The sequence below is a fragment of the Streptomyces sp. R33 genome (assembly GCF_041200175.1).
Classification (GTDB): domain Bacteria; phylum Actinomycetota; class Actinomycetes; order Streptomycetales; family Streptomycetaceae; genus Streptomyces; species Streptomyces katrae_B.
Genome location: NZ_CP165727.1, coordinates 7,852,259 through 7,871,803, shown reverse-complemented (window position 1 = coordinate 7,871,803; position 19,545 = coordinate 7,852,259). Strand labels below are relative to the sequence as shown.

The 19,545-nt window shown below is 71.6% G+C and carries 22 protein-coding genes; 11 read left to right on the top strand and 11 right to left on the bottom strand.

Going from position 1 to position 19,545, the window contains the following annotated elements; translation table 11 throughout:
* Positions 1–52 precede the first annotated feature (52 nt).
* Positions 53–1,501, bottom strand: coding sequence for an argininosuccinate synthase (gene argG, locus AB5J51_RS36120; RefSeq protein ID WP_030296155.1), 1,449 nt, complete (start codon positions 1,499–1,501; stop codon positions 53–55).
* Between the two features lie 476 nt (positions 1,502–1,977).
* Between argG and AB5J51_RS36115 the strand changes: the two genes are divergently transcribed.
* The gene (locus tag AB5J51_RS36115; RefSeq protein ID WP_369779639.1) at positions 1,978–2,700 is read left to right on the top strand and encodes a BBE domain-containing protein; all 723 of its coding nucleotides are present in this window, start codon (positions 1,978–1,980) and stop codon (positions 2,698–2,700) included.
* Here the strand turns inward: AB5J51_RS36115 and AB5J51_RS36110 are convergent.
* On the bottom strand, positions 2,642–3,553 hold the full coding sequence (locus AB5J51_RS36110; protein WP_369779638.1) for a TauD/TfdA family dioxygenase: 912 nt from the start codon (positions 3,551–3,553) through the stop codon (positions 2,642–2,644). The two genes, AB5J51_RS36115 and AB5J51_RS36110, sit on opposite strands and share 59 nt — an antisense overlap.
* Before the next feature lie 124 nt (positions 3,554–3,677).
* Here AB5J51_RS36110 and AB5J51_RS36105 point away from each other — a divergent pair, with 124 nt between their 5' ends.
* Positions 3,678–4,649, top strand: a complete 972-nt coding sequence (locus AB5J51_RS36105) for an aldo/keto reductase (protein WP_369779637.1) — start codon at positions 3,678–3,680, stop codon at positions 4,647–4,649.
* A gap of 28 nt (positions 4,650–4,677) precedes the next feature.
* Entirely contained in the window at positions 4,678–5,409 is a 732-nt protein-coding gene (locus tag AB5J51_RS36100) for a TetR-like C-terminal domain-containing protein (protein ID WP_369779636.1), read from the top strand.
* Positions 5,410–5,451: 42 nt separating this feature from the next.
* Here AB5J51_RS36100 and AB5J51_RS36095 read toward each other — a convergent pair whose 3' ends face one another.
* On the bottom strand, positions 5,452–6,390 hold the full coding sequence (locus AB5J51_RS36095; protein ID WP_369779635.1) for a DMT family transporter: 939 nt from the start codon (positions 6,388–6,390) through the stop codon (positions 5,452–5,454).
* 63 nt (positions 6,391–6,453) lie between these two features.
* Complete coding sequence (locus AB5J51_RS36090; RefSeq protein WP_133899111.1) at positions 6,454–7,188, bottom strand: helix-turn-helix transcriptional regulator; 735 nt, start codon at positions 7,186–7,188, stop codon at positions 6,454–6,456.
* 170 nt (positions 7,189–7,358) lie between these two features.
* Between AB5J51_RS36090 and nadE the strand changes: the two genes are divergently transcribed.
* The 4 genes from nadE to AB5J51_RS36070 all read left to right on the top strand — a co-directional run bounded on the left by nadE (position 7,359) and on the right by AB5J51_RS36070 (position 11,088).
* Positions 7,359–8,189, top strand: a complete 831-nt coding sequence (gene nadE / locus AB5J51_RS36085; protein WP_369779634.1) for an ammonia-dependent NAD(+) synthetase — start codon at positions 7,359–7,361, stop codon at positions 8,187–8,189.
* Positions 8,190–8,390: 201 nt separating this feature from the next.
* Positions 8,391–9,566: a serine hydrolase domain-containing protein gene (locus AB5J51_RS36080; RefSeq protein ID WP_369779633.1), complete on the top strand. Its 1,176-nt coding sequence runs from the start codon at positions 8,391–8,393 to the stop codon at positions 9,564–9,566.
* Positions 9,567–9,711: 145 nt separating this feature from the next.
* On the top strand, positions 9,712–10,431 hold the full coding sequence (locus tag AB5J51_RS36075) for a hypothetical protein (protein ID WP_369779632.1): 720 nt from the start codon (positions 9,712–9,714) through the stop codon (positions 10,429–10,431).
* 222 nt (positions 10,432–10,653) lie between these two features.
* Positions 10,654–11,088, top strand: a complete 435-nt coding sequence (locus AB5J51_RS36070; RefSeq protein WP_240805198.1) for a hypothetical protein — start codon at positions 10,654–10,656, stop codon at positions 11,086–11,088.
* Positions 11,089–11,096: 8 nt separating this feature from the next.
* On the opposite strand, the gene AB5J51_RS36065 is transcribed toward AB5J51_RS36070, so the two are convergent.
* The 3 genes from AB5J51_RS36065 to AB5J51_RS36055 form a co-directional block, all read right to left on the bottom strand.
* Complete coding sequence (locus tag AB5J51_RS36065; RefSeq protein WP_136223435.1) at positions 11,097–11,357, bottom strand: hypothetical protein; 261 nt, start codon at positions 11,355–11,357, stop codon at positions 11,097–11,099.
* A 168-nt stretch (positions 11,358–11,525) separates the two neighbouring features.
* On the bottom strand, positions 11,526–12,059 hold the full coding sequence (locus AB5J51_RS36060; protein WP_136223433.1) for a hypothetical protein: 534 nt from the start codon (positions 12,057–12,059) through the stop codon (positions 11,526–11,528).
* 100 nt (positions 12,060–12,159) lie between these two features.
* Positions 12,160–12,717 carry a DUF4232 domain-containing protein gene (locus AB5J51_RS36055; RefSeq protein WP_168724191.1) on the bottom strand — a complete coding sequence of 186 codons (558 nt, stop codon included), beginning with the start codon at positions 12,715–12,717 and terminating at the stop codon, positions 12,160–12,162.
* A gap of 182 nt (positions 12,718–12,899) precedes the next feature.
* On the opposite strand from AB5J51_RS36055, the gene AB5J51_RS36050 reads away from it, so the two are divergent.
* Positions 12,900–13,229, top strand: coding sequence for a hypothetical protein (locus AB5J51_RS36050; protein ID WP_159047206.1), 330 nt, complete (start codon positions 12,900–12,902; stop codon positions 13,227–13,229).
* Positions 13,230–13,233: 4 nt separating this feature from the next.
* Here AB5J51_RS36050 and AB5J51_RS36045 read toward each other — a convergent pair whose 3' ends face one another.
* The 4 genes from AB5J51_RS36045 to AB5J51_RS36030 form a co-directional block, all read right to left on the bottom strand.
* On the bottom strand, positions 13,234–13,680 hold the full coding sequence (locus AB5J51_RS36045; RefSeq protein ID WP_369779631.1) for a CHAT domain-containing protein: 447 nt from the start codon (positions 13,678–13,680) through the stop codon (positions 13,234–13,236).
* Between the two features lie 120 nt (positions 13,681–13,800).
* Positions 13,801–14,817 (bottom strand): zinc-binding alcohol dehydrogenase family protein, encoded by a 1,017-nt coding sequence (locus AB5J51_RS36040; RefSeq protein ID WP_369779630.1) that lies wholly within the window; start codon positions 14,815–14,817, stop codon positions 13,801–13,803.
* Between the two features lie 96 nt (positions 14,818–14,913).
* Entirely contained in the window at positions 14,914–15,882 is a 969-nt protein-coding gene (locus AB5J51_RS36035) for a hypothetical protein (protein WP_369779629.1), read from the bottom strand.
* The gene (locus tag AB5J51_RS36030) at positions 15,879–17,177 is read right to left on the bottom strand and encodes a flavin-dependent oxidoreductase (protein WP_053787421.1); all 1,299 of its coding nucleotides are present in this window, start codon (positions 17,175–17,177) and stop codon (positions 15,879–15,881) included. Before AB5J51_RS36030 ends, AB5J51_RS36035 begins: the two co-directional genes overlap by 4 nt.
* A 373-nt stretch (positions 17,178–17,550) precedes the next feature.
* Between AB5J51_RS36030 and AB5J51_RS36025 the strand changes: the two genes are divergently transcribed.
* From AB5J51_RS36025 to AB5J51_RS36015, 3 genes are all read left to right on the top strand, one after another.
* Positions 17,551–18,141: a hypothetical protein gene (locus tag AB5J51_RS36025; protein ID WP_136223421.1), complete on the top strand. Its 591-nt coding sequence runs from the start codon at positions 17,551–17,553 to the stop codon at positions 18,139–18,141.
* 126 nt (positions 18,142–18,267) lie between these two features.
* Positions 18,268–18,696, top strand: coding sequence for a tyrosinase family oxidase copper chaperone (locus AB5J51_RS36020; protein WP_053787423.1), 429 nt, complete (start codon positions 18,268–18,270; stop codon positions 18,694–18,696).
* Positions 18,693–19,526 (top strand): tyrosinase family protein, encoded by an 834-nt coding sequence (locus AB5J51_RS36015; RefSeq protein WP_136223419.1) that lies wholly within the window; start codon positions 18,693–18,695, stop codon positions 19,524–19,526. The genes AB5J51_RS36020 and AB5J51_RS36015 overlap by 4 nt, the downstream gene beginning before the upstream one ends.
* The last annotated feature ends 19 nt before the right edge of the window (positions 19,527–19,545 follow it).

Here is a 19,545-nt window from a genome sequence, read left to right as displayed (position 1 = left end):
CGGTCATTCAGTCATTCGGCAATTCGGTTCGGCCGGTCAGCTGGTCGGCCGGTCAGTCGGTGCCGGACTCCATCGCCGCGCGGTCCAGCAGCTCGTCCTCGGCGGAGACCTCGCCGCGGGAGGCGATGGCCTCGGCGCCGCCCTCGGGCATGGCCCCGATCAGCCCGGTCGCCGCCGCCTGCGCGGCGCCGACCAGTTCGGGGTGGGCGGTGCCGACGATGCCGAGGCCGGCGTACTGCTCGAGCCGGGCGCGCGAGTCGGCGATGTCGAGGTTGCGCATGGTGAGCTGGCCGATCCGGTCCACCGGGCCGAACGCCGAGTCCTCGGTCCGCTCCATGGACAGCTTGTCCGGGTGGTAGCTGAAGGCCGGGCCGGTGGTGTTCAGGATCGAGTAGTCCTCACCGCGCCGCAGCCGCAGCGTCACCTCGCCGGTGACCGCCGAGCCGACCCAGCGCTGCAGCGACTCGCGGACCATCAGGGCCTGCGGGTCCAGCCAGCGGCCCTCGTACATCAGCCGGCCGAGGCGCCGTCCCTCGTTGTGGTAGTGGGCGAGGGTGTCCTCGTTGTGGATCGCGTTGACGAGGCGCTCGTACGCGGCGTGCAGCAGCGCCATGCCGGGCGCCTCGTAGATGCCGCGGCTCTTCGCCTCGATGATCCGGTTCTCGATCTGGTCCGACATGCCCATGCCGTGGCGGCCGCCGATGGCGTTGGCCTCCATCACCAGGTCGACCGGGGAGTGGAACTCCTTGCCGTTGATCGTCACCGGGCGGCCCTGGTCGAAGCCGATCGTCACGTCCTCGGCGGCGATCTCGACCGACGGGTCCCAGAACCGCACGCCCATGATCGGCTGCACGGTCTCCACGCCGGTGTCGAGGTGCTCCAGCGTCTTGGCCTCGTGGGTGGCGCCCCAGATGTTGGCGTCGGTCGAGTACGCCTTCTCGGTGCTGTCGCGGTACGGCAGCCCGTGGGTGACCAGCCACTCCGACATCTCCTTGCGGCCACCGAGCTCGGTGACGAAGTCGGCGTCGAGCCACGGCTTGTAGATGCGCAGGTGCGGGTTGGCGAGCAGGCCGTAGCGGTAGAACCGCTCGATGTCGTTGCCCTTGAACGTCGAGCCGTCGCCCCAGATCTGGACGTCGTCCTCGAGCATCGCCCTGACCAGCAGGGTGCCGGTGACGGCACGGCCGAGCGGCGTGGTGTTGAAGTACGCACGCCCGCCCGAGCGGATGTGGAACGCGCCGCAGGCGAGTGCGGCCAGGCCCTCCTCGACCAGAGCCGCCCGGCAGTCGACCAGGCGCGCGATCTCGGCACCGTAGGTCTTCGCACGGCCGGGCACCGACGCGATGTCGGGCTCGTCGTACTGGCCGATGTCGGCGGTGTAGGTGCACGGGACGGCACCCTTGTCGCGCATCCACGCGACCGCGACGGAGGTGTCGAGGCCGCCCGAGAAGGCGATGCCGACGCGCTCGCCGGTGGGCAGGGAGGTGAGAACCTTAGACATGGGAAGAGTATGCACTTAAACGCATGTCTATGCAAACGCGCCCTGCCCCTCCGCGCCGCCGGAGCGGCGCAGGCCGTGCGGCGGGCGGGCCGGGAGCATGATCGCCGCGATATCGCGAGCACGGCGGAGCCCGGGCAGCGGCCGCGCACTGATCCCGTACGAGGAGAGGACTGCATGATGGCGCGACGCCGGGACGTTCTGCGGTGGGGTGCCGGGGAGGCGGCGGGCGCGGCGAGCGCCCTGGCCGGCGGCCTGACCGGCGGGAACGGTGCCGCAGCGGCTGCCGTCACGCCCCTGCCCCGCCGACCGGGCCGGGTCCCCGGCGGGTCCCCGGCGGAGGCCGGAGCCTGGCAGCAGCTGCGCCGCAGCCTCAGCCCGGCCGCCGGTCTGTACCGGCCGGGCAGTGACGGCTTCGGCCTGCTGGCGGCGCCGGACAACCTGCGCTACGCCCATGTGCTGCCGGCCGGCATCGTGGCGTGCGCGACGGCGGGCGACGTACAGCGGCGGTGCAGGAGATCCTCGCCGACGACGACGCGGGCGACTTCGACGTGCGCATCGGATTCAAGAACGCCGGCGACGGACAGGCCGCCTCCGTCGCGCTGCTGGGCCAGTTGCCGGGCGACGAGACGGCGCTGCGCAGGATCTTCGCTCCGGTACTGGAACTGCGGCCTGCGCGTGAGTTCATCGAGCAGCGGCAGTTCTGGGCGGCGCAGGACCACCAGCTGGAGAAGCCCGGGACGCCGGACGACTACGCGTCCAAGTCACTCGTGCCGGACCGGTGTCTGAGCCCGGGGACGGTCGAATCGGTGGTCGAGTGGGTGCGTGACCGGCAGCCGGGCGCTCCCGGCCACGCCGGCTACGTCACCCTTTTCGCCATGGGCGGCGCCAGCGGCCGCCCTGAGCCGGGCGAAACGGCCTACCCGCACCGTGACGCCACGTTCGTCATCGACATCGGCACCCACTGCATGGCCGACACCCCGCAGGCCGGCGTCCGCCGGCAGCTGGCCCGGACCCGCGCCCTGCACCGTACGCTCTCCCGCGACCTGGAGACGCGCGCCGCATACGTCAACTTCCCCGACCCGGACCTGCACGACTGGCAGTCGGCGTACTACGGCGACAACTACGCCCGCCTGCTCGACGTCAAGCGCCGGTACGACCCCAGCGGGCTGTTCCACTACGCCCAGGCGATCGGTACATGACGCGTACGAGGCACCGCCGGCGGGCGGGGTCGGCGTGGTCCTCGTAGGACGTACGGCCGTGCAGGACGCGCCGGTCGTCGATCACGAGGCAGTCGCCGTCCTCGAGCAGGGCAGTGACCCGGAGCTCCGGGCGGGCCAGCAGCCGACCGAGGGCGTCGAGGGCGGCGCGCCTCTCGGGCGGGAGAGGTTCTGCGGACAGCTCCGCGCCGGTCTCGAGCCGCTTGACGTTGCACCGCACCCGGACCCGGCCGTCCACCTGCTCGAACACCGGCGCCCACACCACGGGCGACTCCCCGGGCGGCGTGACATGACGACGGTCGAAGGCGAACGGGGTGCTGAGCGGGGCCAGTAGGCCGGGGAACTCCGCGCGGACCAGGCGGTACAGCGTCCAGCCGTCCACCAGCACCGACGCGCCGCCCTGCCGCGCCCTGCGGTGGGTGAACAGGGCGATGACGTCGGGTTCCTGACCGAAGGGCCGCACCGCCCGGTCGTTGTGCAGGTGCAGGTAGCCGCGCGACTTCGACGTGTAGGCGTCCTCGTGGAAACGGCGGGAGTCGGTGTGCGCCGAGACGCCCTCGTCCCTGACCAGCCATCCGAGGGCCGTCTCCGCGCCCCGGCCCTGCGGGAGCGGCTCCCCGAGGTGCCGGAGCATCGTGACGCCGAACTCCTGGGCTTCCGCCGTGCTCATGGCGGCAACGGGCGTGCCCGTGACCAGGGCGAAGCCGGGGCCGTCCAGCAGCGCGTCACGCACCCGGCGGGTGAGCACCTCGTGGTCGCGCACGTAGGGGAGACGGAATTCCCGGGAGGAGGCGAAGCTCTCCCGCACCCAGCCGTCCGTGACACCTCCGGGCATGAGCACCATCCTTCTACGGGCGCCAACTCGCACTCGGAGCTTAGGAGTCGGGGACAATCGCCGGGAAGACCGCCTTCCGCGCGCGCAGCACGACCGGAGACGGAGGACCGGGGAAGGGGAAAGGATGCAGAAGCTTCTGGGGCATGACGGCCCGCTCGTATCGGCGATGGGCCTGGGCTGCATGGGCATGTCCGACTTCTACGGGTCCGCCGACGAGGCGGAGTCGGTCGCGACGATCCACGAGGCGCTCGAGCGGGGTGTGACCTTCCTCGACACGGCCGACATGTACGGCCCTTTCACCAACGAGGAGTTGGTGAGCCGGGCCATCGCGGGTCGCCGCGACCGCGTGTTCCTCGCGACCAAGTTCGGCGTGGTGCGAGGTGAGGACCCACGGGCGCGACGGGCCGACTCGAGCCCGGCCTACGCCAAGCGCGCCTGCGAAGCATCACTGCGGCGCCTGAACGTCGACCACATCGATCTGTACTACCTCCACCGCCGCAACCCCGACGTCCCCATCGAAGACACCGTCGGCGCCCTGAGTCGGCTGGTCTGCGAGGGGAAGGTACGCCACATCGGCCTGTCGGAGGTGAGCGCCGACACCTTGCGCAGAGCGCATGCGACCGCCCCGATCGCCGCGCTGCAGAGCGAGTACTCCCTGTGGACGCGCGGCCTGGACCGGGAGATCCTGCCCGCGGCGCGGGCGCTCGGTGTCGCGCTGGTGGCGTACTCGCCGCTGGGCCGCGGCCTGCTCACCGGAGCCCTGAACTCCGTGGGGGCCCTGGCTGCGGATGACATCCGCCGCGACCAGCCCCGCTTCCAGGGGGACAACCTCGCTGCCAACCTGCGTCTCGTGCACCTCCTGCGGGCTCTCGCCACGGGCGTGGGCTGCACACCGGCGCAGCTGGCGATCGCCTGGATGCTGGCTCAGCCGGACACCGTCATCCCCCTGCCCGGCATGCGCCGCCGCGCCCATCTTGCCGAGAACCTCGGGGCGTTGACTCTCCGTCTCTCCCCCGAGCAACTGGAGGCGATCGGCGAGACGATCCCCGAGGCCTCGGGCGCCCGCGCACCCGACCTGTCCCGTCTGGAGCAGTAGCGTGGTGGCCGACAGGTACGGTTTGGCCATGGATCTTTCCCCCAGCGCTACCGATGAGAACTCCCCGCAGTCGGCGGTCGTCAAGGCCACCGCACGCCAACTGCTGGTGAAACTGGGCGCCTCAGGGCTGTCGCCGGATGCCGTTGCCGAGGCCGGCGGTCTTGCCGTCGGCGAAGTGGCGGGCATCTTCCCGCACCGGGACGACCTGCTGACCGCACTGGTCATCGACGCCTACGACGACTCCGCCGCCGCGATGGAGCAGGCCGACCAGGCCGCCGGCGCCGCCGGTGCGACGGCCGGCGCGCGGCTCCTCGCGGTGACCCGCGCACTGCGGCAGTGGTCCTTCGACCACCCCGCCGAGTTCACGCTGATCTACGGCTCCCCCGTCCCGGGCTACCACGCCCCGCAGGACACCGTCCCGGCCGCCTCGCGCACGCCCGCCGTGCTGGCCGGCATCGTACGTTCGGCGCTCGCGGCCGGTGAACTCACCCCGCCCCGGCGGACGGTGCCGGGGCCGCCCCTGCTCCGGCCGGAGGCCGTGGAGCTCTTCGGCGGTGTGCCCGAGGCCCCGTTCTCGGACCTCATCGAGCGCGGCATCGTACTGTGGAGCAACCTGATCGGGCTGCTGGTGTTCCAGGTCTTCAGCCGTACCCACGACAGCGTGCGGGACGAGGCCGCGTACTTCGACTTCGCCATCGCCGTGGCGGCCGAGGGCATCGGCCTGACGGTGCCGCTGGAGGAGAACAAGACCGCCGGCTAGCCCGTCTGCCCGCGCGCGCCCGGACCTTCGCCGTCTCGGACGTCACCGGGTACCGGACGTCTGCATGCCGGCCGCGGCATCCGTCGGGGTACGCGGCCGGTAGCGGGACACCGCCACGCCGGCCAGGCACAGCATCCCGCCGAGCAGGGTCAGCCAGGCGGGGACCTCGCCGAGGAGGGCCCAGCTCAGCAGGACGACGATGGCCGGGACGGCATAGGTCGTCGCGCCCAGCTTCCCGGCCGGCATGCGCGCCAGGGCATAGGTCCACGTGGTGAAAGCGAGGGCGGTCGGCACCACGCCCAGGTAGACCATGTTGAGCGTCGCGGACACCGGCGCCCTCGGCAGCTCCGCGACCAGCTGCCCCGTGAACGGCAGGCAGGCCACGGTTCCGGTCAGGCAGCTGTAGGCGGTGATCTGCAGGGGCGTCCCGAAGGACAGCGCGGGCTTCTGCGCGATGACGCCGCTCGCGTAGGCCACTGCCGCGAGCAGGCACAGGACGACGCCGAGCACCGAGGTCGAGCCGTCGCCGCCGGACGACATGGACAGGCCGACGACCACCGCCCCGACGAACGAGACGGCCATGCCGGCCAGGAGCCGTGGCGGCAGCGCCTCGCCGAGCAGCCGGGCCGCGAGCAGGGCCATGAGGATGGGCCCGGTGTTCACGAGCAGCGCCGCCGTACCCGCGTCGACCAGCCGTTCGCCCCAGTTCAGCGCGACCGTGTAGCCGCCGAACCAGACCACCCCGGATACCAGGATTCCGCGCCAGGCCCCCCGCGGGGGCAGGCCTTGGCGGCGGATCACGAGCAGGGCGGCGAGCACCAGCGAGGCGGCCAGCAACCTGCCGAGGGCCAGGGCACCGGGTGAATAGGCGTCACCCGCGCTGCGGATGGACACGAAGGCCGACGCCCAGGCGAACACGGTGAAGGAGACGGCGCCGACCGTGAGGACGCCGGGCGGAATGGAGTGCAGGCGGAACGTCATGGGCAACACCTTACGAGGACAACACTTCGGCGTCTACCGAAATATTGCGCCGGACGCTCCGGCTCAGCTCCAAGCCTCCGCGCCGATCCCCAGCAGGTCACCGAAGGCCCGTTCCCCGGCCTCGGTCACCTCCAGCCCCCGCCCGCCGGCCGCCGGCCGCACCACCCACTCCTCGTCGAGCGCCCGCGCGCACAGCCGCGCCCCGGCCAGGCCCCCCAGGTGGCGACGCCGCTCGGTCCAGTCCAGGCAGGAGCTGGCGAGCGGCCTGCGTCCCTCGTGGACAAGGCTGACCCCGGCCCCGGCGCACCACTCGCGCCCCGCCTCCGTCAGCTCGAAGACCCCGTCGGTGCGGAGCAGCCCGCGCCGCTCCATGGCGTCGGTCACCGCCATCCCGAGCCGCCCCGCGAAATGGTCGTAGCAGGTCCGGGCCCGGGCCAGCGGGTCGGGCGCAGCCACCACGGGTACCGCATGCGCCGCGTCCCGGTCGGGGACCGCGTACGAGGCCAGCTCGTCGACGAGGCGGGCCGTCGCGGCGTCGGCGATCCGCACGTAGCTGTGGCGGCCCTGCCGCTCGGTGACGCACAGGCCCGCATCGAGCAGGCGCGTCAGATGGCCGCTCACGGTCGACGGCGCGACCCCGGTGATCCTGGCCAGCTCACCCGCCGTCCAGGCACGCCCCTCGAGCAGCGTCATGCAGATGGCGGCCCGGGTCTCATCGGCCAGGGCCGCGGCGAAGGCGGCGAGGCGCGCTGCGGGGGCGACGCCGTCGGCCGGCGTCTCGGGATGCAAGGCGTTCATGCTTCCAGGATGCCTCAAGAGTTCGGTGGGAAGCGAACGATCGGGCCGCGCATCTCGGCCCGCACGGGGTACAGGCCGAGGGCGGCAGCCGACTCACGGCGGGCCGGACGCTTCGACTAGGGTCGGCGGGACAGCGCACGACGATCAACCATCGACCACGAGGAGCAGCCGTGAGCCGGCCGGCGTCCACCGTTCTGCAGCAGGAGATCGCCCGGGAACTCCAGGTGTCGGAAACCTTCGAGGCACCCCGGGAGATCGAGCGCCGGGTGGCCTTCCTGGCGGACCGGCTCACCTCCACCGGCCTGCGCTCCCTCGTACTCGGGATCAGCGGCGGCGTGGACTCCACCACGGCCGGACGGCTCTGCCAGCTCGCCGTGGAGCGGGCCCGGGAGAGCGGCCACGAGGCGACGTTCTACGCGATGCGGCTGCCGTACGGGGTCCAGGCCGACGAGCAGGACGCGCAGCTCGCGCTCGGCTTCATCAAGGCGGACCGGGTGCTGACGGTGGACGTCAAGCCCGCCAGCGACGCCGCGCTGGAGGCCGCCCTCGCCGGCGGCACCGTCTTCCGCGACGCCCACCACCAGGACTTCGTGCAGGGCAACATCAAGGCCCGCCAGCGCATGATCGCCCAGTACGCGGTGGCCGGCGCCCACGACGGCCTGGTCGTCGGCACCGACCACGCTGCGGAGGCCGTCTCCGGCTTCTTCACCAAGTTCGGCGATGGCGCGGCCGACCTGGTCCCGCTGACCGGCCTGACCAAGCGCCGGGTACGCGCCGTGGCAGACGCCCTGGGCGCCCCTGCTGAGCTCGTCTGGAAGACCCCGACGGCAGACCTGGAGACCCTGGACCCGGGCAAGGCCGACGAGGACGCCCTCGGTGTCACGTACGACGACATCGACGACTTCCTCGAGGGCAAGCCCGTCGACGAGCGCGCCTTCGACACGATCGTCCGCCGCTACCGCCAGACCGACCACAAGCGCCGGCTGCCGATCGCGCCGTAATGCCGCGACGGGTCCTGCGTCGGGTCCCGGCGGGCCGGGCCGCCCGCGTACTGGCCGGCGGAGCAGGCTGCCCGCCGCCCACCCGGCGAATCGCGACGGGCGGGCGGCGCTCCTACGCTTGATGGAGCCGCTCGGGGGTTCGGGGAATTCGTCTTCGTCGAACCTGGGCAGAGGTGACCGGTCATGGGCAGGTGTCGTTCGTTGCGTGGGCGCCGGGTCCGGCGGGCGGGTGCGCCCGCCGCCGTGGCGCTGCTGATGGCCGCCCTGTGCGCGGGCACCGGCCCCGACGCGTCCGCCTCCGTCCGCACGGACTTCGATCCCGCCACCGTGCAGAAGCTGGACGCGGCGATCACGAAGATCATGAAGCAGACCGGTATGCCGGGCCTCGACATCGGCATGTGGGTGCCCGGCCGCGGCGTGTACGAGAAGTCCTTCGGTGTCGCGGACAAGCAGACCGGCACGCCCATGAAGTCCGACCTCTACTCGAGGATCGGCAGCGTCACCAAGACCTTCACCGTCACCGGCGTCCTCCAGCTCGTCGATCAGGGCAAGGTCGGACTCGACGACCCCATCTCCCGGTACGTCTCCGGCGTCCCCGGCGGGGACGGCATCACCCTGCGCCAGCTGGCCGAAATGCGCAGCGGCCTCTTCGACTACACCGTGGACGAGAAGTGGATGGCCGGCGTGCGCGCCGACCCGCACCGCGCGTACACCCCGCGCCAGCTCGTGGACGTCGCCTTCCGGCATCCCCCGAACTTCAAGCCCGGTGCCAGGTGGGAGTACTGCAACACGAACACCGTCCTCCTCGGGATGCTGGTCGAGAAGGTCAGCGGGCAGAACCTCGACGTCTACCTCCGGGACCACGTGTTCGCGCCGCTGAAACTGAACGCCACCTCGCTTCCCGGTAACGGCGCCATGCCCGACCCGCATGCCCACGGGTACACCGATTTCACCCCGAAGGGCACCGTCGCCGACGCCACCCATTGGAACCCCAGCTGGGCCTGGGCCGCCGGCGCCATGATCTCCGACCTCGACGACCTGCACACCTGGGCCCCGGCGCTCGCGGACGGCCGGCTGCTGACCAAGAAGACGCAGGCCGAACGGCTCCGGACGCTCCCGATCGGGGTCATCCCCGGCGCCTCGTACGGCCTCGGCATCCTCGACTTCAACGGCTGGCTCGGCCACAACGGGGAGCTGCCCGGCTACGAGACCATCGCCGCCCAGCTCCCCGCCGAGAAGGCCACCCTGGTCGTGCTCGTCAACAGCGACATCGACTACCAGGGCAAGAACCTGTCCGGCCTGATCGGGAACGCGGTCACCTCCATCGTGACGCCCGATCACCTCTGGCCCGCCCCGGTGGGCGCCGCGAAGAAGTAGTCCCCCCCCGGTCCGGCACCGCGACCTGAGCGTGTGACACGACCGGCGGGGCCGTCGTGCGCGCGTTACCGGACCTCGCCCGGGGAGCGGGCGAGTGCCCGTGTGACCATGGCTCCTTGGCACATCTGCACCTCATGGGGGGACCATGCGCACCCGTACCACCACCGTCTCGACCGGCATCGCCGCGGCACTCGCGGCACTGCTCGTCCTGACCGGCTGCACCTCGCCCGGTGGGAGCCCGAAGGAGAAGCCGAGCAGCGCGGTCGCCACCGCTCCTGCTCCCGTCGCGCCGGGCAGCGGCTCCGGGTACGAGGGACCCCGGCCCCAGGACCAGAACCTCCTCGCCTGGACCGGTGACCCCAACGACGCGGGGCACGTCACCGCCCAGTCCGCCGCCGGGGTCGGCGGACGCGTCACCCTGGTGCGGATCGTGCTGCGCGAGCAGATCACCTGGTCCAACGTGTGGCTGGGGCTGGCCGGCATCGACCCCAACGCCCAGCTCTCCCAGTGCTACCTCGGCGTCTACGACGCCACCGGCGCCCTGCGCGCGACCACCGCGGACATCTCGCCGCAGCTGATGACCGACGCGATCGCCAAGCCGCTGCCGCTCGCCAAGCCGTTCACCGCCGCACCCGGTACGTACTTCGTCGCCCTCCTCCTCAACGGCAACTGGGCCACCAACGCCCTCACCCTCAAGGCGACGGGCGCCGGGATCTCGGTCAACGCGGGCCTGACCCCGCCGAACCTCCGCTACAGCACGGTCCTGACCGGCCAGACCTCCCTCCCGGCCAACCTGAACCTCGCCGAGCAGTCCACCAGCACGATCAACACCGGCTGGGCCAGCCAGTGGTACGGAGTTTCCTGAACCGGGTCATGACCTCCGCCCGGCCGACGCGGAGCGGGTCTGCCGGTGATTTCCACCGTCGGTGATCCGCTCGGCCCCCGCCGCAGCGGGTGCGGGCTGCGCCCGGATGGGGGAAGCTGGGACGGGTGCCGCACCGACGGCGGACGGATGACCCGAGGAGGTCCCGTGGACGTTTCAGGAGACGGCGGACTCGCTCGTGCATCCCGAGCCGGGGTGCGGAGCGTGCGGACGGCCACCCTGCTGTGCGCGGCTGCGGCCCTCGTGGTGGGTGTCGTACCCGCCTCTGCGCAGACCCGGGCCGCCACGGAACCGGATCCCGAACCGGTCGTGGTCGTGGACTGTTTCTCCGAGGCCCAGGTGCGCCCCGAGGAGTACCTGCTGGCCTGCGGCGACGGGAACAACCGCCTCGTCCGGCTCAGCTGGGACACCTGGGGGCCGCGGAAGGCGACGGCAACCGGCACCGACATGGTGAACGCCTGCGAGCCCAACTGCGCGGCCGGCCGTTTCCACGCGTACCCGGTCAAGGTGACCCTGAGCAAGCCGGAGCCCTGGCCCGGACACCCCGACGTCCAGCGCTTCACGACCATCCGGCTCTTCTACCCCGACAACGCACCGTCTCCGGTCCCCAAGGACGTCACGTACAAGCTCGTGTACTGAGGGACGCTTCACCCGCCGAGGCGGGCGCTGATCAGGTAGTCGGCCTCCTCTGACAGCCGTGCCCGCCGCTCCTCTTCCTGGGCGCGCTCGAGTTCTCCCCGCAGCGCCAGCTCGGTGCGCAGGACCGTCGCCCGCGGTACGGGAATCCGCTGCCCGGGTTTCTCGGTGAACGGCCGCAGCTCCGCCGCCGAGACCTGGGCGTCCTCCGACGAGCCGCGGCGGAGTGAAAGGAACACCCTGGCCAGCCAGTCGGCCGGGATCTGGACCATGAGATCAGTCATATCCGGGAAACGACAGGCATCCCCCGCCGTGGCTCACTCTCCCCCGACCGGCTCAGTGAACGGCGTCGGACAGCCGTCGGGCCCCCAACAGCCGCAGCCGCCCCGGAACCTGCCGGCTCCGGGGCGGCTGCGTGGAGGCGAGCCGGGGCGGCTCGGTCAGCTCTTCTTGATCTCGTCGATGCAGAGCACGAACTGCTTGCCCGAGCTGCGCCGGGAGCCCCTCATCTGCTCCTGGTAGCCGATGTCCGACTTGCCCTGGCACTGGTTCGTGTCGAGCGTGTCGGGGATCACCTGGACCACCTTGAACTCGGCGTTGGCACCACCGCACTTCACCACCTGCAGGTCAGGGGTCACCGTGTTCCCCTTGTTCGTCAGGCAGTCCCCGACCTTCGCCTTGTCCGCGTCGTCGCGGCTCGCGAAGTAGCCGACCGCGACCATGATGACGACGACCACACCGGCGATGATCTTGAGGATCTTCATGATCCCCATGCCGCCGCGCCGGGCGGGCGGCGCCGGCGGAGCCGCGAACTGCTGCGGGTGCGGGTACTGCTGGGGTGCCGCGCCGTAGGGGGGCTGGGCCTGCTGCTGCGGGTATCCGTATCCCGGCTGGGGCGGGTACCCCTGCGGCTGCTGTCCGTTCGGGACAGGCTGGCCGTACGGGCCGGGGCCCTGCTGAGGCGGATAGGTCATGTGGGAATCCCCCGTGAGCGTGTGCATCGTTCGTGTTTGACGTGCGCACGCTATATCACCCTGCCGTCACCAGCCGCATTGCGTCCACGGCAACGCGGTGTCAGGAACCCGCCGCACGGAAGGCCGTGGCACGGACACCGTTGTCGCACAGCGCGAACTCGCCGCCGTCGTCCGGCGCCAGCTGGTACCGGCCTCCCGCGACACCCACCACCATCGATGGTGCGACGGTGGGATCGGCGCCGGAGTCGCAGAAGCCGTCCGCCTCACCGAGAACCGGTGTGAACGTGAGCCGCGTCGCGGCCTGGCCTCCGGCAGCCAACTGCACGGGCCGCGCCTTCCCCTGACGGGTCACCTGAAGGGGCCTGTTCTTGTCCGGCGAGCCCTGGCCCGCGAGAGCCACGGTCGGGAAGCCGTTCAGTACGCACGACTTCGGACCCTGGTTGGTCACGGTGATCAGCACATGGGTGGAATCGGTCCGCTGCGCGCCGTCCGCAACGATCTGGCTGCTCGTGCACGGGGCCGCCGGTGCCCGTCGCAGGGCGTCCGCGGCTGCCGCCGTGCCGGTACCGGCACCTGCCAAGAGACCTCCGGCCAGGGCGCCCGCCACGAGCAGTACGGACGAGACCTTGATCGCGCCACTTCTCGCTGCGCATTTCATGGGTGGTCCTCCACACTTCCACGGCACGGCCCACGGTTCGGGCCCGGCCCCTCCCAGCGTCCCACCCACCTGCACCATCGGCGCGGCACGCGCCCCGTCGCCCCCGATCGACACGCCGGGCGGGGCGGGGGACGATGGAAGGACGGACACACCGCTTTTCCCTGGCTCCATCGGGAGGAAGCATGTTGAACCGACGCATACGTCTGCTGCTGCTCGCCCCCGTGATGGCCGGCGCATTCATCGCCGCCCCCGCCTCCCTCGCATGGGGTGCTGCGGCGGCCGCCCCCGCTGCCACCTGCTCCATCTCCGGTGTCTTCCCCAACGGCAAGGTGCACCTGTCCGGTGGCGGGTTCACACCGGGGCCCGCGTTCCTGTCCTCGCCGACCGCGGCGGGCGGATCCTTCACGATCGGTGCCGACGGCGGGTTCCAGATGCTGAACGTGGACAACGCCCAGTACACCGTCTCGCAGGGCAACGAGCGCACGGAGTGCAGCGGCTTCAAGGGCGGTTAGGCGGTTAGGCGGTTAGGCGGTTAGGGGTGATCAGGGGCGACCGGATGCGCTCCCCGTCACGCGCCCACAGGAGCGGAGCGCTTCTGCGGTCGTGGCCGGGCGGCAGGTCGTCTCCGTCCCGTAGTCGTCGCACGGCATCGTGCAGTGCACCGGCGGCCCGGTCCGGGTCGACGGCAGTCGCGTCGGTCCGCAGGCCGTCGTAGAAGGCCCGGGCGATGCGGACGGCGGTCTGGCCGTCGATCTCCCACAGGGTGCCGATGACGCGGGGGAATCGGGCGAGTTGGAACGCCGAGGCCAGGTGGATGGCCTCGTCCAGCAGGTCGACGGTGTCGATGGCCGCGATACGGCAGGCGGAGAGGTAGGCCAGCCGGACGTGGTCGAGGTCGGCGGAGGCCAGGCTCCTGACGGTGAGCGGGTCGTCCTCGTGGTCGTGGAGCAACAGCCGGCCCACTTGGCATGGAACCGCCCGGCCCGCTCACGCCGGAGGTCGGCGGCGCGCTGGGCCTCCATTTGGCACCCAGCCCGCCGCCGCCCCCGTACGACGGGGCACCGTGAGAGAGGAGAGCGATCGTCAGACCGATTCCCGGTTCCTGACGGCTTGCGAGGCTCCGGAGGCCCGTACGTCTGCGCCGGCGGGGACGAACACGAGCCGGGTGCCGGACCGCAGCGGGGATTCCCAGGCGGCTTCCACCTCGGCCATCGGCACGGCGACCGCCTCGGTGGTCGGCACCAGGTCGGGCAGCCGGTCGAGCAGTTCGCGCAGGGCGGCATCCCGGCGGGCGCGCGAGATCGAGCCGAGTCCGCTCCCGCAGACGCTCACGTCCCCCTTGCGCAACCACGCGGACGGCAGGGTCATGTCGGCCCCGGCCGCGGAGCCCACCTGCACCCAACGCAGGGGTCGGGTGAGATCGGCGCGGTGGCGGAGGATTCCGTCGAGCGCCAGCTCGGCAGGGCGCTCCCACAGATAGTCGAGCACGATGTCCACGTCGGCGGCCGCCGCGCCGAAAGCGGCCGCGACGTCCTCGTCGGTGCCCTCGAGGGCGACCGTACGGTGAGCGCCCAGCGCTGCCGCGGCCTCCAGGGCCAGCGGGTCTCGCCCGGCCGCCACGACGGAGCCCGCGCCCTGGTCGAGGGCCAGCTGGATCGCGGCGCGCCCGGCGTTGCCCGTGGCACCGAGTACGAGCACCGAATCCCCCCTGCGCAGCCGGCTCCGCTCACGCAGCGCGATCCATGCGGAGGACGCGGGGTTCATGACGGCGGCGACCGCGACCGGATCGAGGCCTTCCGGTACGGGCATGAGTGCGGTGGCCGGTACGGCGACGCGCTCGGCCATCGTCCCGCGCGGGGGCTCCAGCCCCGAGATGTAGACGAGTTCACCGGCCGCGGTCCGGCCCACCCCGTCGAACCCGGGGATCAGCGGAAGCGCATCCCCACCCGTGTAGTGGCCGCCCGAGGCGAACGAGCGCACCAGCGGGTACAGCGCGGCCGCCAGCACCTCGACGACGACCTCGCCGGCCGCGGGAGCGGGCTCGGGCACGGACTCGTACCGGGGAGGCTGCCCCAGGGCGTGGACCACGGCTGCGTACATGAACTGGCCCCCAAATGGGTGACTAAGCGGCATGACGGACAGCCCGATTGTGACGGCTCCCCGCCCCACGCGCCCGCTGCGCCACGCGGCAGGGGTTCACCGGACCGCCGTGGCGAGGCGGTGTGCCCCGGCCGAGTGGACGAAGTCGGTCAGGGAAACGGTGTAGTCGCCCTCGTCGGGGCGGTAGGCGGTGCAGTAGCGCGTCGGGTACCAGCCGGGGATCCGCCAGGCCGCCGGCTGGGGAACGGCCTCGCAGGTGCGGTGGCCGGCCGAGGTGCGGTGCCGTTGGAGGAAGTCCCTGGTGAGCATGGGCTCCATGAAGATCAGGTCGCCCGCATAGGCCCCGTAGATGAAGGTCTGGCCGCTGAGCGTGCCCGTGGACGGGGGGCGGCTGTCCAGGTGCGCGCCCATGGCGCCTTCCGCGGTCTGCGGGCTGCTGGCGGGGTAGCCCGCCGGCAGGTACGCGGCCGGGACGGGTTTTCCGGCCGTGGCCAGTTGGTCGCAGGCGATCAGCAGGGCGCAGCCGCCGGTCTTGATCCCCGACCGGACCTCGCGCGGGACGAGGTAGAAGTGCACGTCGAAGTGGGCGACGTCGTAGCGGCCGTGCGGGTTGTGGCCGTGCGGGTTCCAGTTGAACAGCACCCACTGGAAGGGCAGGCCGGCCGGGGCGGGCGGCAGCGCGAGTTCCAGGCTGTGGCCGCCGACGCATTCGTGGGTGTCGTCGAGGCTCCCGTCGGCGTCCGCGTCGTAGCAGTGCTTGCCGTCGGTGGGGGTGGTGGGCAGGGCGGTGACGGCCGGGGCGGTCAGGGAGACTCCCAGCGTTCTGGGGATCGCGCCCTGGTACTCCCCGTACGTACGGACCGTGCCGCGGCCCAGGCGGGCGGCGGGACCGTACGTGGAGCACACCGCGCCGCCTGCGTTGTCGGCGCAGTCGGGCAGGCGCGCGGCGGAGCCGGAGGGCGGCGGCGGGGCCGCGTGCCGTCCGGTGGCGGACACCAGCGCCACCAGCAGTGCGGCGGAGGCGAGCGCGGCGGCGGAGGTCGAACGCAGACGGAAACCGTTCATACGGCGACGCTCCAGGAGGAACGCGCATTGAGCGCGGTGGCGTCCACGCCGGTGACCTGGCGCGTACAGGACTTGATGCCGTCCAGCCTGTCCTCCGGCAGGACGTGGCGAATGTCGAGGAAGCCGTTCGGGGCAAGGGCCTCCACCTGACGGAGGACCGGGTCGGGTTCCAGCCGGCGGTGTGCGGCGAGGAGGAGGGTGGTCTGCGGGCGGCGGTCCGCCTCGTACCGGGCCAGGGCCTCGTCCACGTCGTGGTGGGCGAGCGCGTACGCGAGGACGCGGGCGTCGACGATGGCCTGTGACGCGCCGTTGGAGCCGGTCGGGTACAAGGGGTGGGCGGCGTCGCCGAGCAGGACGACGCGGCCGTCCGTCCAGGCCGGCAGCGGGTCGCGGTCGATCATCGGGTACCGGCCGATGCGGGGCGCCGTGGCGATGATGCCGTGGAGGTCGAGGAAGTCGCTGCGCCAGCCCGCCAGGTGTACGAGCACCTCCTGCGGCGGTACGGCGCGGTCCCAGTCGGCCCCGCCCCGCGCGTCCTCCTCGCCCAGGCCTTCGTCGGTGCGGCTCTCCACCACCCAGTTGAGCAGGCACCGCCCGTTCCCGTCGGCCCGGGAGACGGGATAGGCCACGGCCTTCACCCGCGCGTTGCAGCCGACGATGACCATCGTGCGCCCGTCGAGGAAGGGCGGGCCTTCGGTCACCCCGCGCCACATGGATATCCCGTTGCCGAGCGGCGGTCCTTCGTCCGGATACATGGTCGCGCGCACGGCGGAGTTGATTCCGTCCGCGCCGACGAGCAGGTCGCAGGAGAACGGGCCGGGCCGTCCCGCCACGTACGCCCGTACGGTGGGCCGGCCGTGCCGGCGGCCCTGCTCGTACCGTACGAGGCGGGTTCCGGTGACCAGCGCCTCGGGGCCGAGCCGGTCCCGGACCGCCGCCAGCAGGATGTCCTGCAGGTCCGCCCGGTGCACCGAGTACTGCGGCCAGTTGTAGCCGGCGGCGCGGCCGCGCGGCTCCGACCAGATCAGGCCGCCGTAGCGGTGGTGGTACTCCAGCCGGGCGGTCGCCACCGCGACGCCGTCGAGGGCCTCTGCCAGACCGAGTTCGGTCAGCTCGCGCACGGCGGCGGGCTGCAGATTGATTCCCGCACCGACGGCGCGCAGATTCGGGCACGCTTCCAGGATGAGCACATCGTCCAGGCCTGCCGCATGAAGGCTCAAGGCCGTTGTCAGTCCGCCAATTCCGGCACCGGCTATCACGATGCGCGGAGAGTTCTTTCGGCCGTACGGAGACATGCCCTCTACCTCCTGGGAAAGACGCCTTCCGTTGAAGTGCGGTACTTCACCGATGAGTACAACCACGGTTGCATGACGTCAAGATGCGCAGGTCAGACACCTACGTTCACCCGATCAGACTATGGCCAAGTGCCGCCTGATGGGTGACATGGCTTTAATCAGGTGTCGGCAACAGAAAGGCTGCGACATGCATCAAGTGACGTTCGAACCGTGCGACGTCCAGCGCCTCCAGCATGCTGTTGACTACGCTCTCCACGCCTCCACGAAATCACTGGACGCTCTCCTGCCACCCTGGATACCGGGCGATCTCAAACGGGAAATCAAAAGCGGATGCGTTGTGTCGCATTGCGCAACGCTACTGTTCCCGGAAACAGTGGAATCCGCTCTCGAGTACTTCGAGGAAAACGGCTGGCCCGCATCGACCACCATACCGAGCGTGCTGGTCAAGCGCCGTCTGGTGGAGCGTCACTGGCTCCCGGACGATGCGGACATACGGGTGACGCGGCTGCGCGTCACGAGCGGCCTGGCACCGGAGGTCGAGGTCTTCCTCTTCCCGCGGTGCAGCCCGGGCTACACGGACGACGTGGGGGCGCAGGAGCGCGTCCACGGTTTCGAGAACCACGTCGGACTGTTCATGGACCGGCCCGACGCGAGCGCGCTCGCCCGCCTGGCGGACCGCCTCGAGACCAGCGGCCGAATGGTGTACGAGGGCTCGGCGCACAACCCCCACGAGAACACCACGATGCTGTATTTCGCCCCCAGCGCCTCCGTGGCCATGTCCCGGCGCCGCTTCCCGCGATGGGAGCTGCAGTGCGCGGGCGACCTGACGGCGTTCGCCGACCGGCGCCCGGTCCGGAAGCAGGCGCTGTCCAGCGCGTACGCAGCGCTCAGGGCGAACCACGTGGAGGGCGCAATGACGCGGACCGCCCGCCGGCCCGTACCGGTGGCGGCGCCGAAAGGCTGACCATCGCCTCTGGGCTCCCCGCCTTCGTGTGACGTTCCGTACGAGGCGGGGAGTCCTGCGCGCTGCCGGGATGGATGCGTAGGGCACTGATCAGGTGTTCCCGGCCATCTGGTACCTCTTCAAGCCATGAAGAAGATCACCCGCCGACAGGCCTTGGGCACTGCTGTCGGCGCAGTCACCGCGGTCGGGCTGACCGCGGCCGTCATCCATGCCTCCGCCACCTCCTCGTCGGACGGCGACCCGAAGGGGGCCGACGCGGCCTCGTCGCCCGGCCCGATACCGACCGGCACCATCGACGAGGTCTACGAGGGCCGCCGCATCCAGATCACGTTCGGCGAAGGCGACCACCAGGGCGGCCACCACTCCCCCGGTCTGCCCACGGTCCGCATAGACGGCAACGAGCTGCACGTGATGCGCAATGCCGACGGCAGCTGGGTCAGCGTCGTCAACCACTACGAGACGTTTCCCGACCCGGTCACGGTCGTCCGCGCCGCCGTGCGGGACCTCCGGGGCGCCGCCCTCGCTGCGTTCGGCCCCACGGGGGGCACGGCATGACCGTCCGCAAGAACCAGGCCAAGCTCACCCCGGAGGAAAAGCGCGCCTTCACCGGTGCGCTGCTCGAGCTCAAGCGGAACGGCACGTACGACCGCTTCGTCAGGGCCCACAACACCTTCCTCATGACCGACAGCGACTTCGGCGACCGGGTCGGACACCGCGCCCCCTCCTTCCTTCCCTGGCACCGCCGCTTCCTGCTGGACTTCGAAGCCGAGTTGCAGAAGGTGGACCCGAAGGTCTCTCTCCCCTACTGGGACTGGACCGTGGACCGCACCCCCGCCTCCTCCCTCTGGGCCGCGGACTTCCTGGGTGGTACCGGCCGGGACCGCGACGGCCAGGTGCTCGACGGCCCGTTCGCGTACGCGGCGGGCAAGTGGGCGGTCACCGTGGGGGTGGACAAGCGCCCTTACCTGGTGCGCGAACTCGGCGCGCGAGGGGTACAGCTGCCGACCAAGGCCGAGGTGAACGCCGTACTCGCCATGCCGGTGTACGACGCAGCCCCCTGGAACAGCTCCTCGGACGGCTTCCGAAACCATCTGGAGGGCTGGCGCGGGGCCGGCCTGCACAACCGGGTCCACGTGTGGATCGGCGGCCAGATGTCCAGCGCGGCCTCTCCCAACGACCCGGTGTTCTGGATGCACCACGCGTTCATCGACATGCTGTGGGCCGAGTGGCAGCGCCGGAACCCGAAGTCCGCCTATCTGCCGGGCGCGGCCACGCCGAACGTCGTGGACCTGCACCGCCCGATGCGGCCGTGGGACAACGTGACCCCGGCCGACCTGCTGGACCACCGGAAGTTCTACACGTTCGACACCGAGTCGGCCCGCTGACCGCAGCAGCGCGCCGGCC